This window comes from Mesorhizobium sp. B1-1-1 (genome assembly GCF_006442955.1).
GTDB lineage: Bacteria > Pseudomonadota > Alphaproteobacteria > Rhizobiales > Rhizobiaceae > Mesorhizobium.
In genome coordinates this window covers 346,684-363,382 of sequence record NZ_VFWW01000003.1, presented here as the reverse complement: position 1 = coordinate 363,382, position 16,699 = coordinate 346,684, and the positions used below count along the sequence as shown (strand labels likewise).

Annotated in this window: 16 protein-coding genes and 1 tRNA gene; 6 read left to right on the top strand and 11 right to left on the bottom strand. The window is 62.8% G+C overall.

Going from position 1 to position 16,699, the window contains the following annotated elements:
• Positions 1 to 209: 209 nt before the first annotated feature.
• A complete protein-coding gene (locus tag FJ986_RS07410) occupies positions 210 to 1,451 on the bottom strand; it encodes a Xaa-Pro peptidase family protein (RefSeq protein WP_140673864.1) in 1,242 nt (413 codons plus the stop codon).
• 349 nt (positions 1,452 to 1,800) lie between these two features.
• Here FJ986_RS07410 and FJ986_RS07405 point away from each other — a divergent pair, with 349 nt between their 5' ends.
• A complete protein-coding gene (locus tag FJ986_RS07405; RefSeq protein ID WP_140514066.1) occupies positions 1,801 to 2,598 on the top strand; it encodes a SapC family protein in 798 nt (265 codons plus the stop codon).
• Positions 2,599 to 2,659: 61 nt separating this feature from the next.
• Here the strand turns inward: FJ986_RS07405 and FJ986_RS07400 are convergent, their stop codons facing one another.
• The 8 genes from FJ986_RS07400 to FJ986_RS07365 form a co-directional block, all read right to left on the bottom strand.
• Positions 2,660 to 3,223: a type 1 glutamine amidotransferase domain-containing protein gene (locus FJ986_RS07400; protein WP_140673862.1), complete on the bottom strand. Its 564-nt coding sequence runs from the start codon at positions 3,221 to 3,223 to the stop codon at positions 2,660 to 2,662.
• A 297-nt stretch (positions 3,224 to 3,520) separates the two neighbouring features.
• The gene (locus FJ986_RS07395) at positions 3,521 to 4,336 is read right to left on the bottom strand and encodes a transporter substrate-binding domain-containing protein (protein WP_181165194.1); all 816 of its coding nucleotides are present in this window, start codon (positions 4,334 to 4,336) and stop codon (positions 3,521 to 3,523) included.
• 38 nt (positions 4,337 to 4,374) lie between these two features.
• Complete coding sequence (locus FJ986_RS07390) at positions 4,375 to 5,034, bottom strand: amino acid ABC transporter permease (protein ID WP_140492032.1); 660 nt, start codon at positions 5,032 to 5,034, stop codon at positions 4,375 to 4,377.
• Positions 5,031 to 5,675 carry an amino acid ABC transporter permease gene (locus FJ986_RS07385; RefSeq protein ID WP_140492029.1) on the bottom strand — a complete coding sequence of 215 codons (645 nt, stop codon included), beginning with the start codon at positions 5,673 to 5,675 and terminating at the stop codon, positions 5,031 to 5,033. The genes FJ986_RS07390 and FJ986_RS07385 overlap by 4 nt, the downstream gene beginning before the upstream one ends.
• Positions 5,672 to 6,433, bottom strand: coding sequence for an amino acid ABC transporter ATP-binding protein (locus FJ986_RS07380; RefSeq protein ID WP_281406976.1), 762 nt, complete (start codon positions 6,431 to 6,433; stop codon positions 5,672 to 5,674). Before FJ986_RS07380 ends, FJ986_RS07385 begins: the two co-directional genes overlap by 4 nt.
• A 32-nt stretch (positions 6,434 to 6,465) precedes the next feature.
• Positions 6,466 to 7,641 (bottom strand): FAD-binding oxidoreductase, encoded by a 1,176-nt coding sequence (locus tag FJ986_RS07375; RefSeq protein ID WP_140673861.1) that lies wholly within the window; start codon positions 7,639 to 7,641, stop codon positions 6,466 to 6,468.
• Positions 7,642 to 7,703: 62 nt separating this feature from the next.
• A complete protein-coding gene (locus tag FJ986_RS07370) occupies positions 7,704 to 8,999 on the bottom strand; it encodes an aspartate aminotransferase family protein (RefSeq protein WP_246681778.1) in 1,296 nt (431 codons plus the stop codon).
• 86 nt (positions 9,000 to 9,085) lie between these two features.
• The gene (locus FJ986_RS07365; RefSeq protein WP_210239495.1) at positions 9,086 to 10,957 is read right to left on the bottom strand and encodes an aldehyde dehydrogenase family protein; all 1,872 of its coding nucleotides are present in this window, start codon (positions 10,955 to 10,957) and stop codon (positions 9,086 to 9,088) included.
• Between FJ986_RS07365 and FJ986_RS07360 the strand changes: the two genes are divergently transcribed.
• Complete coding sequence (locus tag FJ986_RS07360) at positions 10,926 to 11,768, top strand: IclR family transcriptional regulator (protein WP_140514071.1); 843 nt, start codon at positions 10,926 to 10,928, stop codon at positions 11,766 to 11,768. The two genes, FJ986_RS07365 and FJ986_RS07360, sit on opposite strands and share 32 nt — an antisense overlap.
• Positions 11,769 to 12,149: 381 nt before the next feature.
• Here FJ986_RS07360 and FJ986_RS07355 read toward each other — a convergent pair whose 3' ends face one another.
• Positions 12,150 to 12,911, bottom strand: coding sequence for an IclR family transcriptional regulator C-terminal domain-containing protein (locus FJ986_RS07355; RefSeq protein ID WP_140524518.1), 762 nt, complete (start codon positions 12,909 to 12,911; stop codon positions 12,150 to 12,152).
• A gap of 123 nt (positions 12,912 to 13,034) precedes the next feature.
• On the opposite strand from FJ986_RS07355, the gene FJ986_RS07350 reads away from it, so the two are divergent.
• From FJ986_RS07350 to pcaF, 3 genes are read left to right on the top strand one after another with little or no spacing between them, the layout of a single operon-like run.
• On the top strand, positions 13,035 to 13,757 hold the full coding sequence (locus tag FJ986_RS07350) for a 3-oxoacid CoA-transferase subunit A (RefSeq protein ID WP_140524516.1): 723 nt from the start codon (positions 13,035 to 13,037) through the stop codon (positions 13,755 to 13,757).
• The gene (locus FJ986_RS07345) at positions 13,754 to 14,425 is read left to right on the top strand and encodes a 3-oxoacid CoA-transferase subunit B (protein WP_140524514.1); all 672 of its coding nucleotides are present in this window, start codon (positions 13,754 to 13,756) and stop codon (positions 14,423 to 14,425) included. Before FJ986_RS07350 ends, FJ986_RS07345 begins: the two co-directional genes overlap by 4 nt.
• The gene (gene pcaF, locus FJ986_RS07340) at positions 14,426 to 15,634 is read left to right on the top strand and encodes a 3-oxoadipyl-CoA thiolase (RefSeq protein ID WP_140524513.1); all 1,209 of its coding nucleotides are present in this window, start codon (positions 14,426 to 14,428) and stop codon (positions 15,632 to 15,634) included. It begins immediately after the preceding gene.
• A gap of 243 nt (positions 15,635 to 15,877) precedes the next feature.
• On the opposite strand, the gene FJ986_RS07335 is transcribed toward pcaF, so the two are convergent.
• Positions 15,878 to 15,952: transfer RNA gene (locus FJ986_RS07335), tRNA-Gly, on the bottom strand.
• 216 nt (positions 15,953 to 16,168) lie between these two features.
• On the opposite strand from FJ986_RS07335, the gene FJ986_RS07330 reads away from it, so the two are divergent.
• Positions 16,169 to 16,666 carry a prolyl-tRNA synthetase associated domain-containing protein gene (locus FJ986_RS07330; RefSeq protein WP_140524511.1) on the top strand — a complete coding sequence of 166 codons (498 nt, stop codon included), beginning with the start codon at positions 16,169 to 16,171 and terminating at the stop codon, positions 16,664 to 16,666.
• Positions 16,667 to 16,699: the final 33 nt, after the last annotated feature.

The following is a 16,699-nucleotide window of genomic DNA, read 5'->3' as shown; positions in this document are numbered from 1 at the left end:
TGTGGCGCCCCCCTCTGTCCTGCCGGACATCTCCCCCTCAAGGGGGGAGATTGGAAGTTTCGGCGCCGGCTCATCTTGTTCTTGCAACGTTGAAAATTGGCGAAAGCGGGAGCGATAATCGATCTCCCCCCTTGAGGGGGAGATGCCCGGCAGGGCAGAGGGGGGCGCCGTAGGGCGCTGACAGTGACACCGTCACGATCCCGCCCTCGCTATCCTATCCTCTCCAACCGCCTTGGCAGCCGGTTCATCGCGGCTGGCCCATCCGGCGTGATCAGGAACTGGTCCTCCAGGTTGAAGCTGGCGAGGCCGTCGATGTAGAGCGGGATCTCGAAGGCCAGCACCATGCCGGCTTCGACCAGGACATCGCTGTCGGCCGCAATGAACGGCCATTGCTCCGAGAACACAGACTGCCCGACACCGTGGCCGAAATGCCCCCGGCGGTAGGAGCGCAGGCCCTGCCGCGCCAGGCTGTCGGTGGCGACGCGGTGCACATGGCCGATCGAATTTCCCGGCACGAGTGCCGCCAACCCGTCCTCGAAAGCGCGCTCGGCGATCGCGTGCAGTTCGACCTGGTCGGCGGAAGCGGGACCGAAAGTGAAGTTGCGCGACATGTCGGACGCATACCCGCCGACCGTGCAGACCATGTCGCATTTCAGCGGATCGCCGGGCATTGCCTTGGCATCGGCACCCTTGGCCCGGGCGCCGAGCGTCACATATTCCGCCGTCGCGACCGGATGGGAGAGGCCCGCCGCCGCCGCGGCCACGCCTTGCCGGTAGAGCGCGACGAGATCGGCCTGGCGCATGCCTGCCATCGCATCGACCTGCAGCCGCTCCAGCCCTGCTTCAGACAGGATAATGCCTTGCTGCAAGAGCTCGATCTCGCGTTGCGACTTGATCGCCCGCAGCCGATCCAGCACCGGCGAGCCGTCGATCATCCGGCACTGCGGCAGCAGCGCCTGCATGGCGGAAAAATCGGCGGCTGGAACAAAGCCGAGATCGATGCCCAGCGTTGCGCGCTCCAGTCCGAATTCGGCAAGCAAGGCTTGCAGCTGGCGCACCGAGCCGGCGAGATCGAAGGTGGCGGGGCGCGCGAAATCCGGCGCGCGGCCAAGCGAGACAAGGCCAACCTCGATACGCTCCGCCAACGGGCCGCGGGTTCCCGTCTCGACCGGCGCGAATTCGATCCAGATCGGGTGCGAATGCACCACCGCTTCGGGCGCTGCGATCCGCAGCTGCGCCGCGTTGAAATCCGCGACGACGACGCCGATCGGCAGGTCCTGCCGAGCCGGGATGACGACGAAGCCGGCGCCGGCACGCCGGAACAGTCCCGCCGGTCCGATCGACACGCCGGTCGCATAGTGGAAGGCCTCGGGCGCTGAGAGCACCAGCGCCTGCAGGCCGGCGCGCTGCATCAGCTGCGCGGCGTGTTCGCGGTCGACAAAGCCCGTCATGGTTCCCTCCGGATGGCTGAAGCGACATCGGCTCCTCGTATCCTTGCAATCCCGGACGGAAGACTCCCACGGCTTCCCGGAATTTTGCCATGTGATGCCACTGTCGCCGCTTCGCGGCAGGCTGTCCATAGGCCGGCATGGTTGCGGGCGTCCCGCAAGGCGATTAGAGCGCAAACGCCAAAATACAGCAGCGCGTGTCCTTTTATGCGCGCCGGCGACGCTGTAGTACTTTGTCCCTGCGCAGGATTGCTTCGAAGCAAGGCCGGCGCGACAAGAACAGACCCCGCTTTGGGAATTCAATGCTGGACGGGCCGGCCTGGTTGGCCGGCGCGAGGAGGAAAACGGACACATGGCTGACAGCGGTGCGAAGACGGAAACGGCGGGCGAGACCTTGCCGCTGTTCTATTCCAGGCCCGAGGCGCTCAATCCGGCGCGGCACGGCTCGCTCGGCCTGACGGCGCGCAGCGATTTCTCCTTCGCCCGCTCGGCGCATGCCATCCCGGTGGTGGCCTCGGAAATGCCGGCGGCGATGCGCTCCTACCCGATCGTTTTCATCGGCGCCGCCAAGGCGCCCGTCATCATCACCGGCCTGCGCCAGGACGAGAACCTGTTCGTCGACGCCGACGGCAACTGGGCCGGGCCGCACTACATCCCCGCCTATGTCCGCCGCTATCCCTTCATTCTCGCCGACGATCCCAAGCAGCCCGGCCGGCTGACGCTGTGCGTCGACCGGGCGAGCGAGCGCGTCATCGACCAGTTGCTGGCGCCGTTCCGCGACGACAAGGTGCTGCCGTTCTTCAGCGGCAACGAGGCGACCGAGGCGACGAAGCAGGCGCTCGCCTTCTGCAACCAGTTCCAGATCGACTTCAGGGCGACCCGCGAGATGGTCGACAAGATCGACGCGCATGCCCTGTTCGCGCCGCGCCAGAGCAAGGTGACGCTGGAAGGAGGCGAGGTGCTGAACCTCACCGATTTCCAGGTGATAGACGAGGCCGCCTTCAACAGATTGAGCGACGAGGCCTTCCTCGACCTGAGAAAATCAGGCGCGCTCAGCCTGCTCTACTGCCACCTTGCCTCGACCAACAGCTGGACGTCGCTGGTGCATCAGGCGTCGCTGCGCAAGGCGGAGGGGGCGAAGAGCGCCTGAACAACCCACGCCGAGATCCTTCGGCGCGGCTGGTGAACAAGGTTCGGCGCTAAGTTCGGCGCTAAGCCGCGGCCCGCCTGTCGTGCCGCCCTTCCCTGATCTCTTCCGTGAGCTTGTCGCAGAAGGCCTCGAGATCGCCGGGATTGCGACTGGTGACCAGCCCCTGGTCGGTGACGACCTCGCTGTCTTGCCACAGGCCGCCGGCATTGATCACGTCGGTCTTGATCGACTTGTAGGATGTGACGCGGCGGGCTTTGATGATCCCGGTCTCGACCAGAAGCCAGGGCGCATGGCAGATCGCGCCGACGACCTTGTTGGCCGACCAGAACGAATTGATGAAATCCAGCGCCTTGCGCTCGACCCGCAAGAGGTCGGGATTGATGACGCCGCCGGGCAGAACGATCGCATCGTAGGCATCGGCGCGGGCCTCGTCCAAGGTCTTGTCGACCGGAACTTCGCGGCCCCAATCCTTGTGGTCCCAGCCCTTGATCTTGCCGCTTTCGAGCGACACGATTTCGACCTCGGCGCCGGCCTGGCGCAGCTTGTTCAGCGGCACCTCAAGCTCGGACTGTTCAAACCCATTCGTCGCAAGGATGGCGACGCGCTTGCCGGAAACATCCTGCATCGTTTTTCTCCATGATTGGATTGGATGCAGGGCTAACGAGCCTGAACCGGTACCGTTCCTCGCTGTAACCTTATGTGACCGGAGGGATCTGTGGTGCGCTGTAATGCACCCCGGGTCTTCTTTCCTCATCAGCTCTCCTTAATGAAGGACTGTTACCCTTTTCGTGTCTCAGACTCGGGGTGCACTACGAAATTCTGCTCGCGAATTGCAGCCGCGCAGCAAACGTACAGGCCGCCCGCCGCATCCGGTTTTCTTCCTAGAAGCGGGGCAGGCAGGGCGGCCCTTCATACCAGCGGCTTACTCGATGACGCGGGCTTCACCGACATCTGCGGCTGACGGATCCAGCCCGTAAGCCTTGAGCGCTTCGGCGATAGCGCCGTTCTTGCGGTAGACATCGAGCGAAGCGTCAACCGCCTTAACGAAGCCCTCATTGCTCTTGTCCAGCAGGAAGGCGGTCTGCGACGGGTTCATGGTCGCATCGATGCGCGGATCCGGCTTCAGGACATGCACCTTGTAGTTCTGCCCTTCGTTCTGAATGACAGCGGAGCCGAAGCCGTCGAGCGCCGCCTCAATACGACCGGCATGAAGGTCCTGAGCGAGGTTCAGCGACGACGGATAGGTCTTGGAGCCTTCGTAGAGCTTCTCCATGTCCTGGACCCACAGATATCCTTCCACGGTGCCGACCTTCTTGCCCAGCAGACCGTCGACGGTATCAATGCCGTTGGTCGAGGTGACGGACAGTTGGTCGAGATAGACCGGCGTGGACAGAGCGACGACCTTCGCGCGGGCGGCGGTACGATAGAAGCCGCCAAGCGCGATGTCCGCGCGCCGCGACTGAACTGCGGAAACCGCGCCTGGATATGTGAAGATCTCATAAGCGATCTCCAGGCAGTTCTCCTTGGCAAAACGCTTCACGAGATCGCCGTCGATACCCGCGATGCCGCCGTCTTTTTCGAGCGAATACGGAGCGGTGTTGGTGAGCGCGACGGTGAGTTTGCCCGCCGACACGGTTTCGAAAGCATGCTGCGGCTTGCAATCCTGTGCGGACGCGACGCTGGCACCCAAGGCCGTGGCAATGGCTGCGGCCGAGATGATCTTACTCCAATTTTTCACTTTGCTCTCCTCTGACATTGATGGTTTTTGATTGCAGGTCAGCCGAGATGGCTGCCCAGCCTACGTTCGGTGTACGAGACCAGCCACCCGAACGGGACGGTGATGGCGAGGTAGAACAGGCCCGCCAGGATCAGGACATCGAGGTAGAGGTAGGTGGCCGCACCCACGCGATAGGCGCGCGCCAGAAGTTCGGGGATGGCGATCGTGTATGTAAGGGCCGTCGCCTGGAAGATGAGAATGGCAAAGCCCATCAGCGCGGGTATTGCGAACAGGATTCCCTGGGGGACCACCACGAAGCGCAGGATGTCCCGGCGGGTCATGCCGAGCGCCAGGCCCGCCTCGATCTCACAATGCGGAACCGCGTTCAGACCGGCCCGAAGGATCTCGCTGGTGTAGGCGCCTGTCGTTAGCGCCAACGCAATCACGCCGGAGGTGAAGGCACTTACGGTCATCCCCGAAGCAGGCAATCCATAGTAGACCATCTGCAGGACGACGAGTGCGGGCGCGCCGCGCCCGATCTCGACAAGTACCACCGCGAAATAGCGGACGAGCCTGTTTCCAGAGGAGGAGGCAAGCGCAAGAACGAGACCGATAGGCAATCCGAACAGCAGCGCCAGGCCCGCCAACTGGAGACTGACAAGAACTCCTTGGAAAAGCTGGGGGGACCAGTCCAGCCAGTTGGCCAGCATCTCGCTCATTTCGCTTGCCCTCTTGAGCGCAGCCGCTCGTCCACGGCGCGTGCCAACACGACAACGGGTATCGACAGCGCGATGTAGAGAAGCGCAGCGAAAATGAACGGCATGAAGCTGCCGCCTCCGCCTTGGGCCTGCTGCGATGCGTACATCATCACGTCGCGGACACCGATCGTGGAGGCCACGGTCGTGTCTTTGAGCAGGCTGACAAGAAAGGTCGCCATGGGCGGAACCGAGACGCGCAGGACCTGCGGCGCCAGGATGTAGCGCAGCGTATCCAGGCGCGTCATACCGAGCGCCGTGGACGCCTCCCGCTGGCCCTTCGAGAGGGCCAGGAAGCCACCCCTGTAGATTTCAGCGAGATAGGCCGTTGATACCAGCCCCATACCCAGGATGGCAGCCTGATAGGAACTGAGAACGATCACTCCGCTGCCCAATCCGAAGAAGATAATGAACAGCCAGACGATCGGCGGGATTCCCCGGACAACGTCGATGTATATGCGCGCCGGCATGCTTAGAAGGAGCCACCGGGAACGTCGCATCAGCACCAGCGGCACGGCTGCGATGGCCCCGACTGCGAAAGCGCCGAAGGTCACCAGCAGCGTGGCCGGAACGCCTCTGAGCAGTGAAACCAGCAGGTCGATCATCTGCGATCGACCACGGCACGGAAGAACTGCCGCGTGCGCGGCGACGACGGGTTGCGGATCACGGCATCAGGCGGACCCTGCTCGATGATCTCTCCATTGGCCATGACGATCACGCGGTCGGCGACGTCTGCGGCAAAGGCGATCTCGTGCGTGACGATGATCATTGTCATGCCTTCCTGGGCGAGCTCGCGCATCACGGCCAACACTTCAAGCCCGAGTTCGGGATCCAGGGCGCTCGTGGGTTCGTCGAAGAGCATCACCTTGGGATCAAGAGCCAGGGCGCGCGCGATCGCGATACGCTGCTGCTGGCCACCCGACAGGCGCGCCGGGTAGGAGTGCGCCTTGTCCGTAAGGTGTACGCGTTCGAGCAATTGGGCGGTGCGCGCGTCCGCCTGCTCCTTGGTGCGCCCCAGAACCCGCATCTGCGGCAGCGAAATGTTGCGCTGCACGGTCATGTGCGGAAACAGGTTGAAGGACTGGAAAACCATCCCGGTGGAACGTCGGAGCCTCAACAGCTCTCCGGCGGACAGATTGCGGTCGACCGAAAACCGGATGGCGCCCACTTCGAGGGTACCGGATGACGGCTGTTCGAGCATGTTGATCGCACGCAGCAGCGTGCTCTTCCCTGCGCCGCTGGGTCCGACGATCGCCACGACCTCGCCGCGCGTAATGTCGAGCGAGACGTTTTTCACGGCGTAATGGCCGCCATAGATCACGTTGATGTTCTTGATGCGGACGATGTTTTCTGCCTCGGGCATGGCTTCTTTGTCCTTGCGCTAACGCCGGTGTCCTACTGGTCAAGCCGCCGCAGTATGTACGGGGGGACGTTTCTTTCCGGAGTTGGAGCGAGACTCTCGGTGCCTGGGATCGATGCGGGAGAGCCCTTGAGCACCCAGTCCGCGACGATCAGGCCTATCACCGGCGCGAGCTGTATCCCGTAGCCGCCCGCACCGGCCGCAGTGATCAGACCGGGCTCGGACTGATCGACTGGTCCGACATAGGGACGGTGGTCGGCGGTGACAGGGTAGAGACCTGCCCAGCCCCGGCCGAGCCGGGCGCCCGGCAGATCAGGCACGCGCTCGATCAGCATCTCGGCCAGCATGACCTTGGACCCTTCCTCGCACTGCTCGTTGTAATTGTCCGGATCCTCGGGCGAGGGCGAACTTACCTTGTGTATCTCGGCGATGAGCTCGCTCGCTTTCTCGTGCCGAAAGTTGAGTCCGGTGCCCTGCCCGTTCACCAGATCCATGACCATCGGCATTGTGTAGGGAAGCGGCGCGTCCAGGTGGATTGTCAGCGCCTCGTGGCGCTCGGGGTGGATGTGAAGCGTCTGTCCAAGCATCTCGGCAACGCGTGGCGCCCAGGCGCCTGCCGCATTCACGATGAAGTCGCAGCCGATCGGACCCTTGCTGGTGTCCAACCGATAGCCACCGGATGTCCGCGCGACACCAAGCAGCTTGCGGAACTGGAAAACCTCGGAGCCGAGCTTCTTCACCTCTTGCGCCAGCAACGTGCACATTTCGTGGGGGTCGAGGAAGCCGTCGTCCGGCCCGAAGATGCCGCCTTCGAGCCCATCTGAACTCAAGTGCGGCACGAGCTGCTGGAGCTCGTTCGCCTGGTAGACCCTGGATCTGAAGCCGGCATCGCGCTGGATCTCCACCGAGCGGGCGAACAGTTCCATCTGCTCGGAGGTGCGCGCCAGACGCAGATAGCCGATAGGGTTGAAGCCGAGACCGAGGCGCTCCTGCCACCGGCGGATGCGCTGCACGGATTGCATGCGCAGCTGGATCTCGAACGGATCCGTCAGCTGTGTGCCAACGACCCCGACCGAGCGGCCGCTGGATCCTGACGCAATGGATCGTGCGTCGATGACGGTGACGCGAGCGCCCTGTTCCGTGAGCGCGTGCGCAGAGCACATGCCGAGGGTGCCTGCACCGATGACGACGACGTGAGGAGAAGCTGTCATGTGACTTCCATCTGTTGCTGCGTCGTCCCGTGCCGGATGGATCCGGCGCCGGACGCGCTACGTCATTGCTTTGCGATTGCTGCGAGGGCGCCGTCGATTGCGGAAAGGATCTCGCGTGCGTCTTCCTCGGTCATCGAGGTGGAAAGCGCGAAGAGTCCGTAACTCGCCGAAAGCACGCCGCGGTCGAGCAGACCCTTGTGGAACAGGTCGAGCTTCGCGCGTTCGGACGCACCCGGATAGACCGACCGATAGTCCGTGATCGGCAACGCAGTGAAATGGACTTTGAAGAGCGAGCCGAGACCGACGCACTGCCCGTTGAGGCCATGGCGGGCAAGCGAGGCCGTGATGCCGTCGCGAAGCAGGCTGCCGATAGCGTCCAGATGCGCGAAGCTGGCCGGGGTCAACGCGCGCATCGCCGCCAGACCGGCTCGCATCGTCACCGGGTTCGCGGTGAAGGTGCCGCCATGCGGCAATGGAGGCTTGCCTCGCGTTGGATCGAACACCGCCATCACGTCGGCGCGGCCGCCGACGGCACCGACCGGGAACCCTCCGCCGATGATCTTGCCGAGAGCCGTCAGATCGGGCGTGATGCTCCACAGGCCCTGCGCCCCCGAATAGCCAAGGCGGAGCGAGATCACCTCGTCGAAGATCACCAGCGAGCCGGCGGCATGAGCGATCTCGACCATCGCGTCGAGATAGTCCTTCCGCGCGGGAATAAGTCCGGCGCGGTTCGGCATCGGGTCGATCAGAACACCCGCAATCGTGTCGCCATGCGCGTCGAAGACGGCACGCAGCGCCTCCGTATCGTTGAACGGCACCGCGATGACGTCGTCGAGAACTCCCTTCGGCGTGCCTTTCGCGTATGCCGTCGAGGCAGGCATGTCGCCCCAGTTGGCGGGCGAGCTGTCCAGGCTGACTTCCGCGAAGTCGTAGGAGCCATGGTAGGCACCTTCGATCTTGACGATCTTCGGCCGCTCGGTGAACGCCCGAGCCGCCTTGATCGCCATCATGACGCCTTCCGTGCCGGAGTTGGCGAAGCGAACCTGCTCGACCGACGGGAGGCGCTCCACCAGCAGTTCAGCAAGATCAAGTTCGCTCTCGGTGGGCGCTCCGAAAGCCGATCCCCGGGGCATCTGGTCCACCACCGCCGCCGTGACGGCGGGATGGCCGTAGCCATGGATCATGGCCGTGAAATTGTTGATGCAGTCGTAGTAGACGTTTCCATCGACGTCCCAGACGCGGCAGCCCTCGCCGCGCTGGGCATAGATCGGAAACGGGTCGATGAAGACCGTTGTCCGGGTGTTCCCTCCCGGCATGACCTTGCGGGCCCGTTCGAACATCTCGCGGGATTTCGGCATTGAATCTGGATAGTGGCGCATAATCTTGTAAACCGATGAAGGAGACAGCCTTGGATGGCCGCGGCGAAGGGCGCGACCTCTTTCGATCACCTGGTCATGATCGTGTGGCTCTGCTCGCGCAGGTACTGTGGCAGGAACCACGAGCCGAGACCGCCCTTGCCGCTGACCCCGGTGCCCTTCCAGCCGCAGAATGGCTGCGCGCCTGGCCATGCACCCGTCGTCGCGCCGCTCGCACGGTTGGCGTAGAGAACCCCTGCTTCGGCGGTGTCGAGGAAGTGACGCAACTCTTCCTGGTCGTTGGTAAAGATGCCGGCGGATAGTCCGTAGGCGATGTCGTTGCCCTCTTCGATCGCGGCATCGAGACTATCGAAACCGCGGACGACCACGAAAGGCATGAAGAGTTCGTCGCGGGTCAGCCGGCCCGGACCATCAAGTTCGACGACCGTCGGCAGGACGTAGTTGTCCGCAAAGCCCTGGCCCAGGGCGGCGCCCCCAAAATGCACCTTGCCTTTGCCCTCGACTTCCGACAGTGCGGCCTGGAAAAGGGCGACTGTGGCGTCGCCATAGACAGGGCCCATAAAGGTCTCGGCCTTGCGAGGATCTCCGACCACCAGCTTTGCGGCGAATGCTACCAGCTTCTCGATGAATTCCGCCTTGACCTTCTCGTCGACATACACGACCGAGCATGCGGAGCACTTCTGGCCTTGCAGGCCAAAAGCGGAGCGCGCCACTCCCTGCGCCGCACGGTCGAGATCGGCCTTGCTGGTCACGTAGGCAGGGTTCTTGCCACCCATTTCGGCGATGACGGGCTTCATGTGGGGCAGCGTTGCCATATGACGGAAGATGCTCATGCCGGTCTTATGGGAGCCCGTGAATGCAACGCCGTCGATGCCGTTGTCGGTGGCAAGAAGGCGCCCCACCTCTCCATCGCCAAGCACGATGTTGAAAACACCTTCGGGCAATCCCGCCTTGCGAAGCGTTTCGGCAATCAGCAATCCGGTCAGCGCGCAACCCGGCGACGGCTTGTAGACCACCGCATTGCCTGTCAACAGCGCACCCGAGACCATGCCGATCGACAAGGCGAGCGGAAAGTTGAAAGGAGCGATGACCGCGAAGACGCCATAGGGCTTCATGACGCTGGTAGCGGTCTCGTTTTCGACCAACATGTTCATCGGCCGGACGAACCCGTTGTTCGCCTTCATCTCCGATGCGTAGTACTCGACCATGTCGAGGCATTCCTCGGCTTCGCCGACTGCCTCGAGGCGGGACTTTCCGATCTCGTACAGCGCCGCCAAACCAAGGTCATACTTCCGCTCCGCCAGCGCCTCTCGCCAGCGGGCGCCGAATGCAAGGCGATCGTCCAGCGTCGAACGGTTCCAGGCCTTCGCGCCGGCTCGGGCAGCCTGGATCGCCGACTTGACGTCTGACGGGGTTGAAGCCGGGAACTTGCCGAGAGAGATCTTCTTGTCGATCGGGCTCAGGATCTCTTTCCGAGCGCCAGTCGCAAACGGCGTCGACCACTCGCGACCCAGTGTGTTCTTCTCGAAATCCGGGATCATTGCGTCGAGGTGAGCGTGAACCGGGGAAAAATCCACTCCGATGTTCGAGTAGGTCACACGCGGGAGTTCAGCCATTTCAAGTTCCTCCGAAAATCGGTATTTAGTCCGATAATCAGGATTTGGCTTGCGAGTCAATCGAGGGGACCATAAAATGGGGATAATACCGAATTTCGGAATTTGCGAGGACATTTCCGGATTCGGGTTACTAACGGAGCCCGACCGATCGAGGGCGTGCGGCCGTTCGGCTATTCTACGGAGCCCCGGGCTCAAGGCGCGGCGGAATAACAAGGGACTGACCTTGCCCCTCATGTCTGTTTTGAACGATAACCTTCTTGCAGTTGCAATTGTCAGATCGGCGTAGGTGCCCTTGAATACGAAGTCGAAGAAGCCGAGCGCCAAGGACAGCCCCCTCGAGCGCTACATCTCGATCATGGAGACGGTCGCGCCGTTCGAGCATGGCCTGACGGCGATCGAACTCGAAACGACGCTTGGATTGCCCAAAACCACGATCAACAGGCTGCTGCATGCCTTGATCGAAAGCGGGATGATCACCGCCGAGAGCGTTCGCAATCGGACATACCGTCTCGGCGATCGCCTGCTGCAGCTGCTACAGATGTCTCCGGATAGCGGCTGGCTGACGACGCTCGCGCAGCGACCGCTTCAGGATTTGGCCGACCGCACCGGCCAGTCGGCGTTCCTGTCGAAGTTCGACGGTACCGAAGTGCGCTCGGTCACCTGCGTCGCGCCCGACACTCCGGTCCGGACCTATGTCATGCCGGGCATGGCCATGCCTGTAAATGCGACCGCTTCGGCCAAGGCGATCCTTGCGTTTCATCCGCAGGAGACCGTGAAGAGGATCCTGGCGACGGAGCTGCGCAGCTATACCGATCGGACGAAAACGAAGATCGCAGAGTTGACCAGGGAATTGGCCGAGGTTCGGGAGCAGGGTTACGCCATGGACCTGGCCGAGCATGTTCCGGGCCTGGGCTCGATCGCATTTCCGATAAGGCCGACGAGCGGTGAGGTTATATACGCGGTGGGACTTACGGGACCCTACGGTCAGATCATAGAGCAAAACTTCAAACAGCATTGCGCGGCGCTCGCAGAGGCCGCCCGGCGCATGGCGAAGCTGGCGCAGATGCAGGCCTACAACGGATCGGCTATGGCCGCGAAAAATGCCGCAGCGGATCAGCGACAGGGCGGTGCGTGAGAGGCCAGTCACTTGCGCGAAGAAACGTCGCGCTTTGAACCGAGAATGTAGTTTCGCGATCTCCGTCTCGACGGCCGCGAATGTCCGGCTCCACCCTCCGAAAACCACTCGATGGAAATCCTCGGGGTTGAAGGCCTCGCCCATTGCGTTCAGGGTTTGCTGCCCGGGTCGAATATCGCCTCACGCCCAAGGCTGCAGGCGCTGGAGACCGCCTTCTCGCGGATGTTCCGGACGAGGATGTGTTCGGCGTGATCCGCCACCTCGATCTTCCATGAGCTCGCCCGCCGCGGCTACGATGAAGCGGGCGTCGACAAAATCATGGGTGGAACATGCTCTCCTACTTCGAGCGACTTGGACGCTAATTCCCTCCATGGCAGCGCCCTAACGCAGCACTGCCCGCAGCTCAGCTTGAAGTGCACACAACGGCTCCAGGTAGAGCGCAACGAGATTGCTGACACCCACATGTGTCGCCGCAACGCCGACGTTCACGGCTGCGATCACCGTCCCGCGCACGGTCATCAACGGCACGGCGATCGAGCGCAATCCGAGCTCGACTTCCTGATCGATCAACGCGAACCCTTGCGTCCGCACCCGCCCTAACTCCGCAAGGATGGTGTCGGGGTCGGTCAAGGTATGAGCAGTCCGCGCCGGCAGGGCATGGGAAGATAGAAGATGTGCAGCGCGTTCCGGAGGCATGGCTGCCAGGAGCACGCGCCCCATGGAAGTGCAGTATGCCGGAAGCCGCGAGCCGGGCATCAGCGCGATCGACATCACCTTTCGCTGCGCCGCGCGCGCGACGTAAACGACGTCGGTGCCGTCCAGAATCGAGACGGACGAGCTTTCGCCGAGCCGCTCCGAAAGGTCATCCAGCAAAGGCTGCACCAGATGCGGCAGCGGCATGGTTGCCAGACAGGCTGTCCCGAGCCTCAACACGCGCGGAGTGAGCGTGAAGAACTTTCCGTCGTAGTCGGCGTAGCCGAGATGGGAAAGCGTAAGGAGACAGCGTCTGGCTGTCGCCCTGTCGAGACCGGACGCATTCGCGACGTCCGTGATCGACTGCCGTGGCCGTTCCACCGTGAACGTCTCTATGACGGACAACCCCTTGGCCAAGCCACCCATCGTGTCTCGTTCGGAAATGGGCATCCATTCACCTTGTGCGATATGTCAACAAACGAATGATATCGCACAAGCCAGCTTGCCGAAAGATCTCGTCTGCCGATACGTGTGGCGGCGAAATCGATCTTGGAGCCGGGAAAGGCTGGTTACGTGGACAAGACAATCGCGAGCCTCGCGGAAGCGGTGGCAGTCGTCGAAGACGGCATGACCGTCATGATCGGCGGCTTCGGCGGCGCAGGTGCTCCGATAGAGCTGATCCACGCCCTGATTGACCATTTTCGCGCTACCGGCGCCCCGAAAAACCTTACGATCGTCAACAACAATGCAGGGAACGGACGGATCGGCATCGCCGCCATGATCGACAATGGCATGGTCGCCAAGATGATCTGCTCGTTCCCGCGCTCGTCCGATCCGCGGGCATTCACCGAGCGGTATCTCGCCGGGAAAATCGCGCTCGAACTGGTTCCACAGGGGACCCTGGCCGAACGAATCCGCGCCGGTGGCGCGGGTATCCCGGCTTTCTACACGCCGACGAGCTACGGGACCGATCTCGCGGCCGGCAAGCCTGTGGCCGAGTTCGAGGGGCGCCACTATGTGCAGGAACGTTGGCTGAAGGCGGATGTGGCCCTCATCAAGGCGGAACTTGCCGACCCTCATGGTAACCTCACCTACAGGAAGGCGGCACGCAACTTCTCGCCGCTGATGGCGATGGCCGCACGCACGACCGTCGTTCAGGCGCGCCGGATCGTCCAGCCGGGTGCGATTGATCCCGAGCTGGTCGTGACGCCCGGGATCTTCGTGGACCAGGTGATCGAGGTCTCGAACCCGATGCAGGAAGAGGCGCTTATCCGCCAAGGGGTCGCATACGCATGACAGTCAAGCTGACCAACGCGCAGATTGCATGGCGCGCCGCGCAGGACATTGAGGACGGCGCTTATGTGAACCTCGGCATAGGCTTTCCCGAGATGGTGGCGAGCTTTCAGCCGCCTGGGCGTCGGGCGATCTTCCACACCGAAAACGGCATCCTCAATTTTGGCGAAGCCCCGGCGGCAGGCGACGAGGACTGGGATCTGATCAATGCGGGGAAGAAGGCGGTCACGCTCAATCCGGGCGCTTCGTTCTTCCACCATGCCGACAGCTTCGCGATGGTGCGCGGCGAACACCTCGACGTTGCCATTCTCGGCGCCTACGAGGTGGCCGAGACCGGTGACCTTGCGAACTGGAGCACAGGACCCAAGGGCATACCAGCGGTCGGTGGTGCCATGGATCTGGTGCACGGAGCAAAACGCGTGGCCGTCATCACCGATCACGTCACCAAGGACGGTCGTCCGAAACTGGTGAAAGCCTGCAGCCTTCCCCTGACCGGCGTGCGCTGCGTGACGAGGGTCTACACGAGCCTTGCGGTCATAGACATCATCGATTGTCGTTTCGTGCTGCGCGAGAAGCTGCTTGCGATGAGCTTCGATGAATTGAAGGCGCTGACCGGCGCAGAGCTTAAGGTCGATGGCGAAATCAAATCCTTGACGGCACCGGAGCTCTGAATGACCGAGGCCTTCATCTGCGACTACATCCGCACCCCGATCGGCAGGGTTGGCGGTTCGCTGTCCTCGGTCCGGACCGACGATCTCGGCGCAGTGCCGCTGCGAGCGCTGCGGCACCGCAATCCAGGCCTGGACTGGTTCGCAGTGGATGAGGTCATCTTTGGCTGCGCCAACCAGGCAGGCGAGGACAACCGCAATGTCGCGCGCATGTCATCGCTGTTGGCGGGACTGCCGATCGAAGTCCCCGGCAGCACGGTCAACCGCCTGTGCGGTTCTGGAATGGACGCCGTGGGCATCGCTGCACGGGCCATCAAGGCCGGCGAAGCCGACCTGATCATCGCCGGTGGCGTCGAATCCATGAGCCGCGCGCCGTTCGTGCTTCCGAAGGCGGGCGAAGCGTTTTCGCGCAATGCCGAGATTTACGACACCACGATCGGTTGGCGCTTCGTCAATCCATTGATGAAGAAGCAGTATGGCGTCGATTCGATGCCGGAGACGGGCGAAAACATTGCGGAAGCCTTCAAGGTCAGCCGCGCCGATCAGGATAGCTTCGCCGCACGCAGCCAGGCCAGGACCGCCGCCGCTCAGGAAAATGGCCGGCTGGCGCTGGAGATCACTCCGGTGACCGTACCCCAGCGCAAAGGCGATGCTATCGTGGTCGATCGCGACGAACATCCACGCACCGGAACGACAACCGAGTCGCTCGCCAAGCTTCCAGCGCCGTTCAAAAAGGAAGGTGGCACCGTCACAGCGGGCAACGCTTCTGGCGTGAACGACGGAGCGGCAGCGCTGATCATCGCGTCCGAAGCCTCCGTCAAGGCATTCGGGCTCACACCGATCGCCCGGATTCTGGGCGTCGCGACGGCCGGGGTTGCCCCACGGATCATGGGGATCGGCCCGGCTCCGGCGACACGCAAGCTTTGCGCGCGCCTCGGCATCGCGCCTTCGGACTTCGATATCATCGAGCTGAATGAAGCATTTGCCTCCCAAAGCATCGCCGTGCTCCGCGAACTCGGGATCCCCGAGGACGCGGAGCATGTGAACCCGAACGGCGGAGCGATCGCGCTCGGGCACCCGCTTGGGATGTCGGGCATTCGCATCACCGGCACTGCCGCGCTCGAGTTGCGGTCCCGAAAAGCACGACTGGCCCTGGCCACGATGTGCATCGGTGTCGGACAGGGTATCGCGATCGCTCTGGGCAGTGCGTAGCGGAGATGGTGCGACAGTCCGAGTCAGGCGGATTGCATCGATCCGCAGCAAAGCAGCCACGGGTATGGATCGGTTGACGTTTGTCAGCTTGTCGATTCGCTAACAGACCAGAGCTATGGCGAGCCGACAAAGATCGTGCCCTGGCTCGCCAAGTCATGGGAGATATCAATGACCTACGCGCAAAAAAGAAGCGCCGCACTAGGCGGCGCTTTCTTTTAATTGCTTAATTCCCCAAGAGGAAACTGGAGCGGGTGAAGCGATTCGAACGCTCGACCCCAACCTTGGCAAGGTTGTGCTCTACCCCTGAGCTACACCCGCTCGCGCGGCTTTGGGCCGCAAGCCGGGCCTATATGGCTGAAGAGCGCGGCGATTGCAACAGGGAAATCGCAGGCTTTTTTCAATGCGCCGGACGAGGCCGGCGGGCCGCCGGCGGGAGACGGAAGGATTCGGCGCCGCGTCGCGCGGCGGTCTTGTCTCGACCATGTCATTGGCCGTAAACGGCATGGCTGGAAACCAGCCGAAGACGAGAACCCCATGCCCAGGACCGAAGCCGAGCTCTTTGCCTTTCTTGCCGAACTCGGCATCGCCGTTTCGACGAAACGCCATCCGCCGCTCTATACGGTCGCCGATTCGCAGGCGCTGCGCGGCGAAATCGCCGGCGGCCACACCAAGAACCTGTTCCTGAAGGACAAGAAGGACGCCTTCTTCCTGGTCACGGTCGGCGAGGATGCTGTCGTCGACCTGAAGCAGATCCATCATGTGATCGGCGCCGCCGGCCGCGTTTCCTTCGGCAAGCCGGAGATGCTGATGGAGCTTCTGGGCGTCGCCCCGGGCGCAGTCACGGTGTTTGGCCTGATCAACGACACGCAGCACAGGGTCAGGGTCGTGCTCGACGAGGCGCTGATGCGGCATGCGGTGATCAACGCGCATCCGCTGACCAATGAGGCGACGACGTCGATCGCATCGGGCGACCTCGTCAGATTCGTCGAGGCAACCGGGCACGATGCTGCTATCTTGAAAGTCTCGGCATGATCGCCACATGGATGGCGAAACCGGTTTCCAACC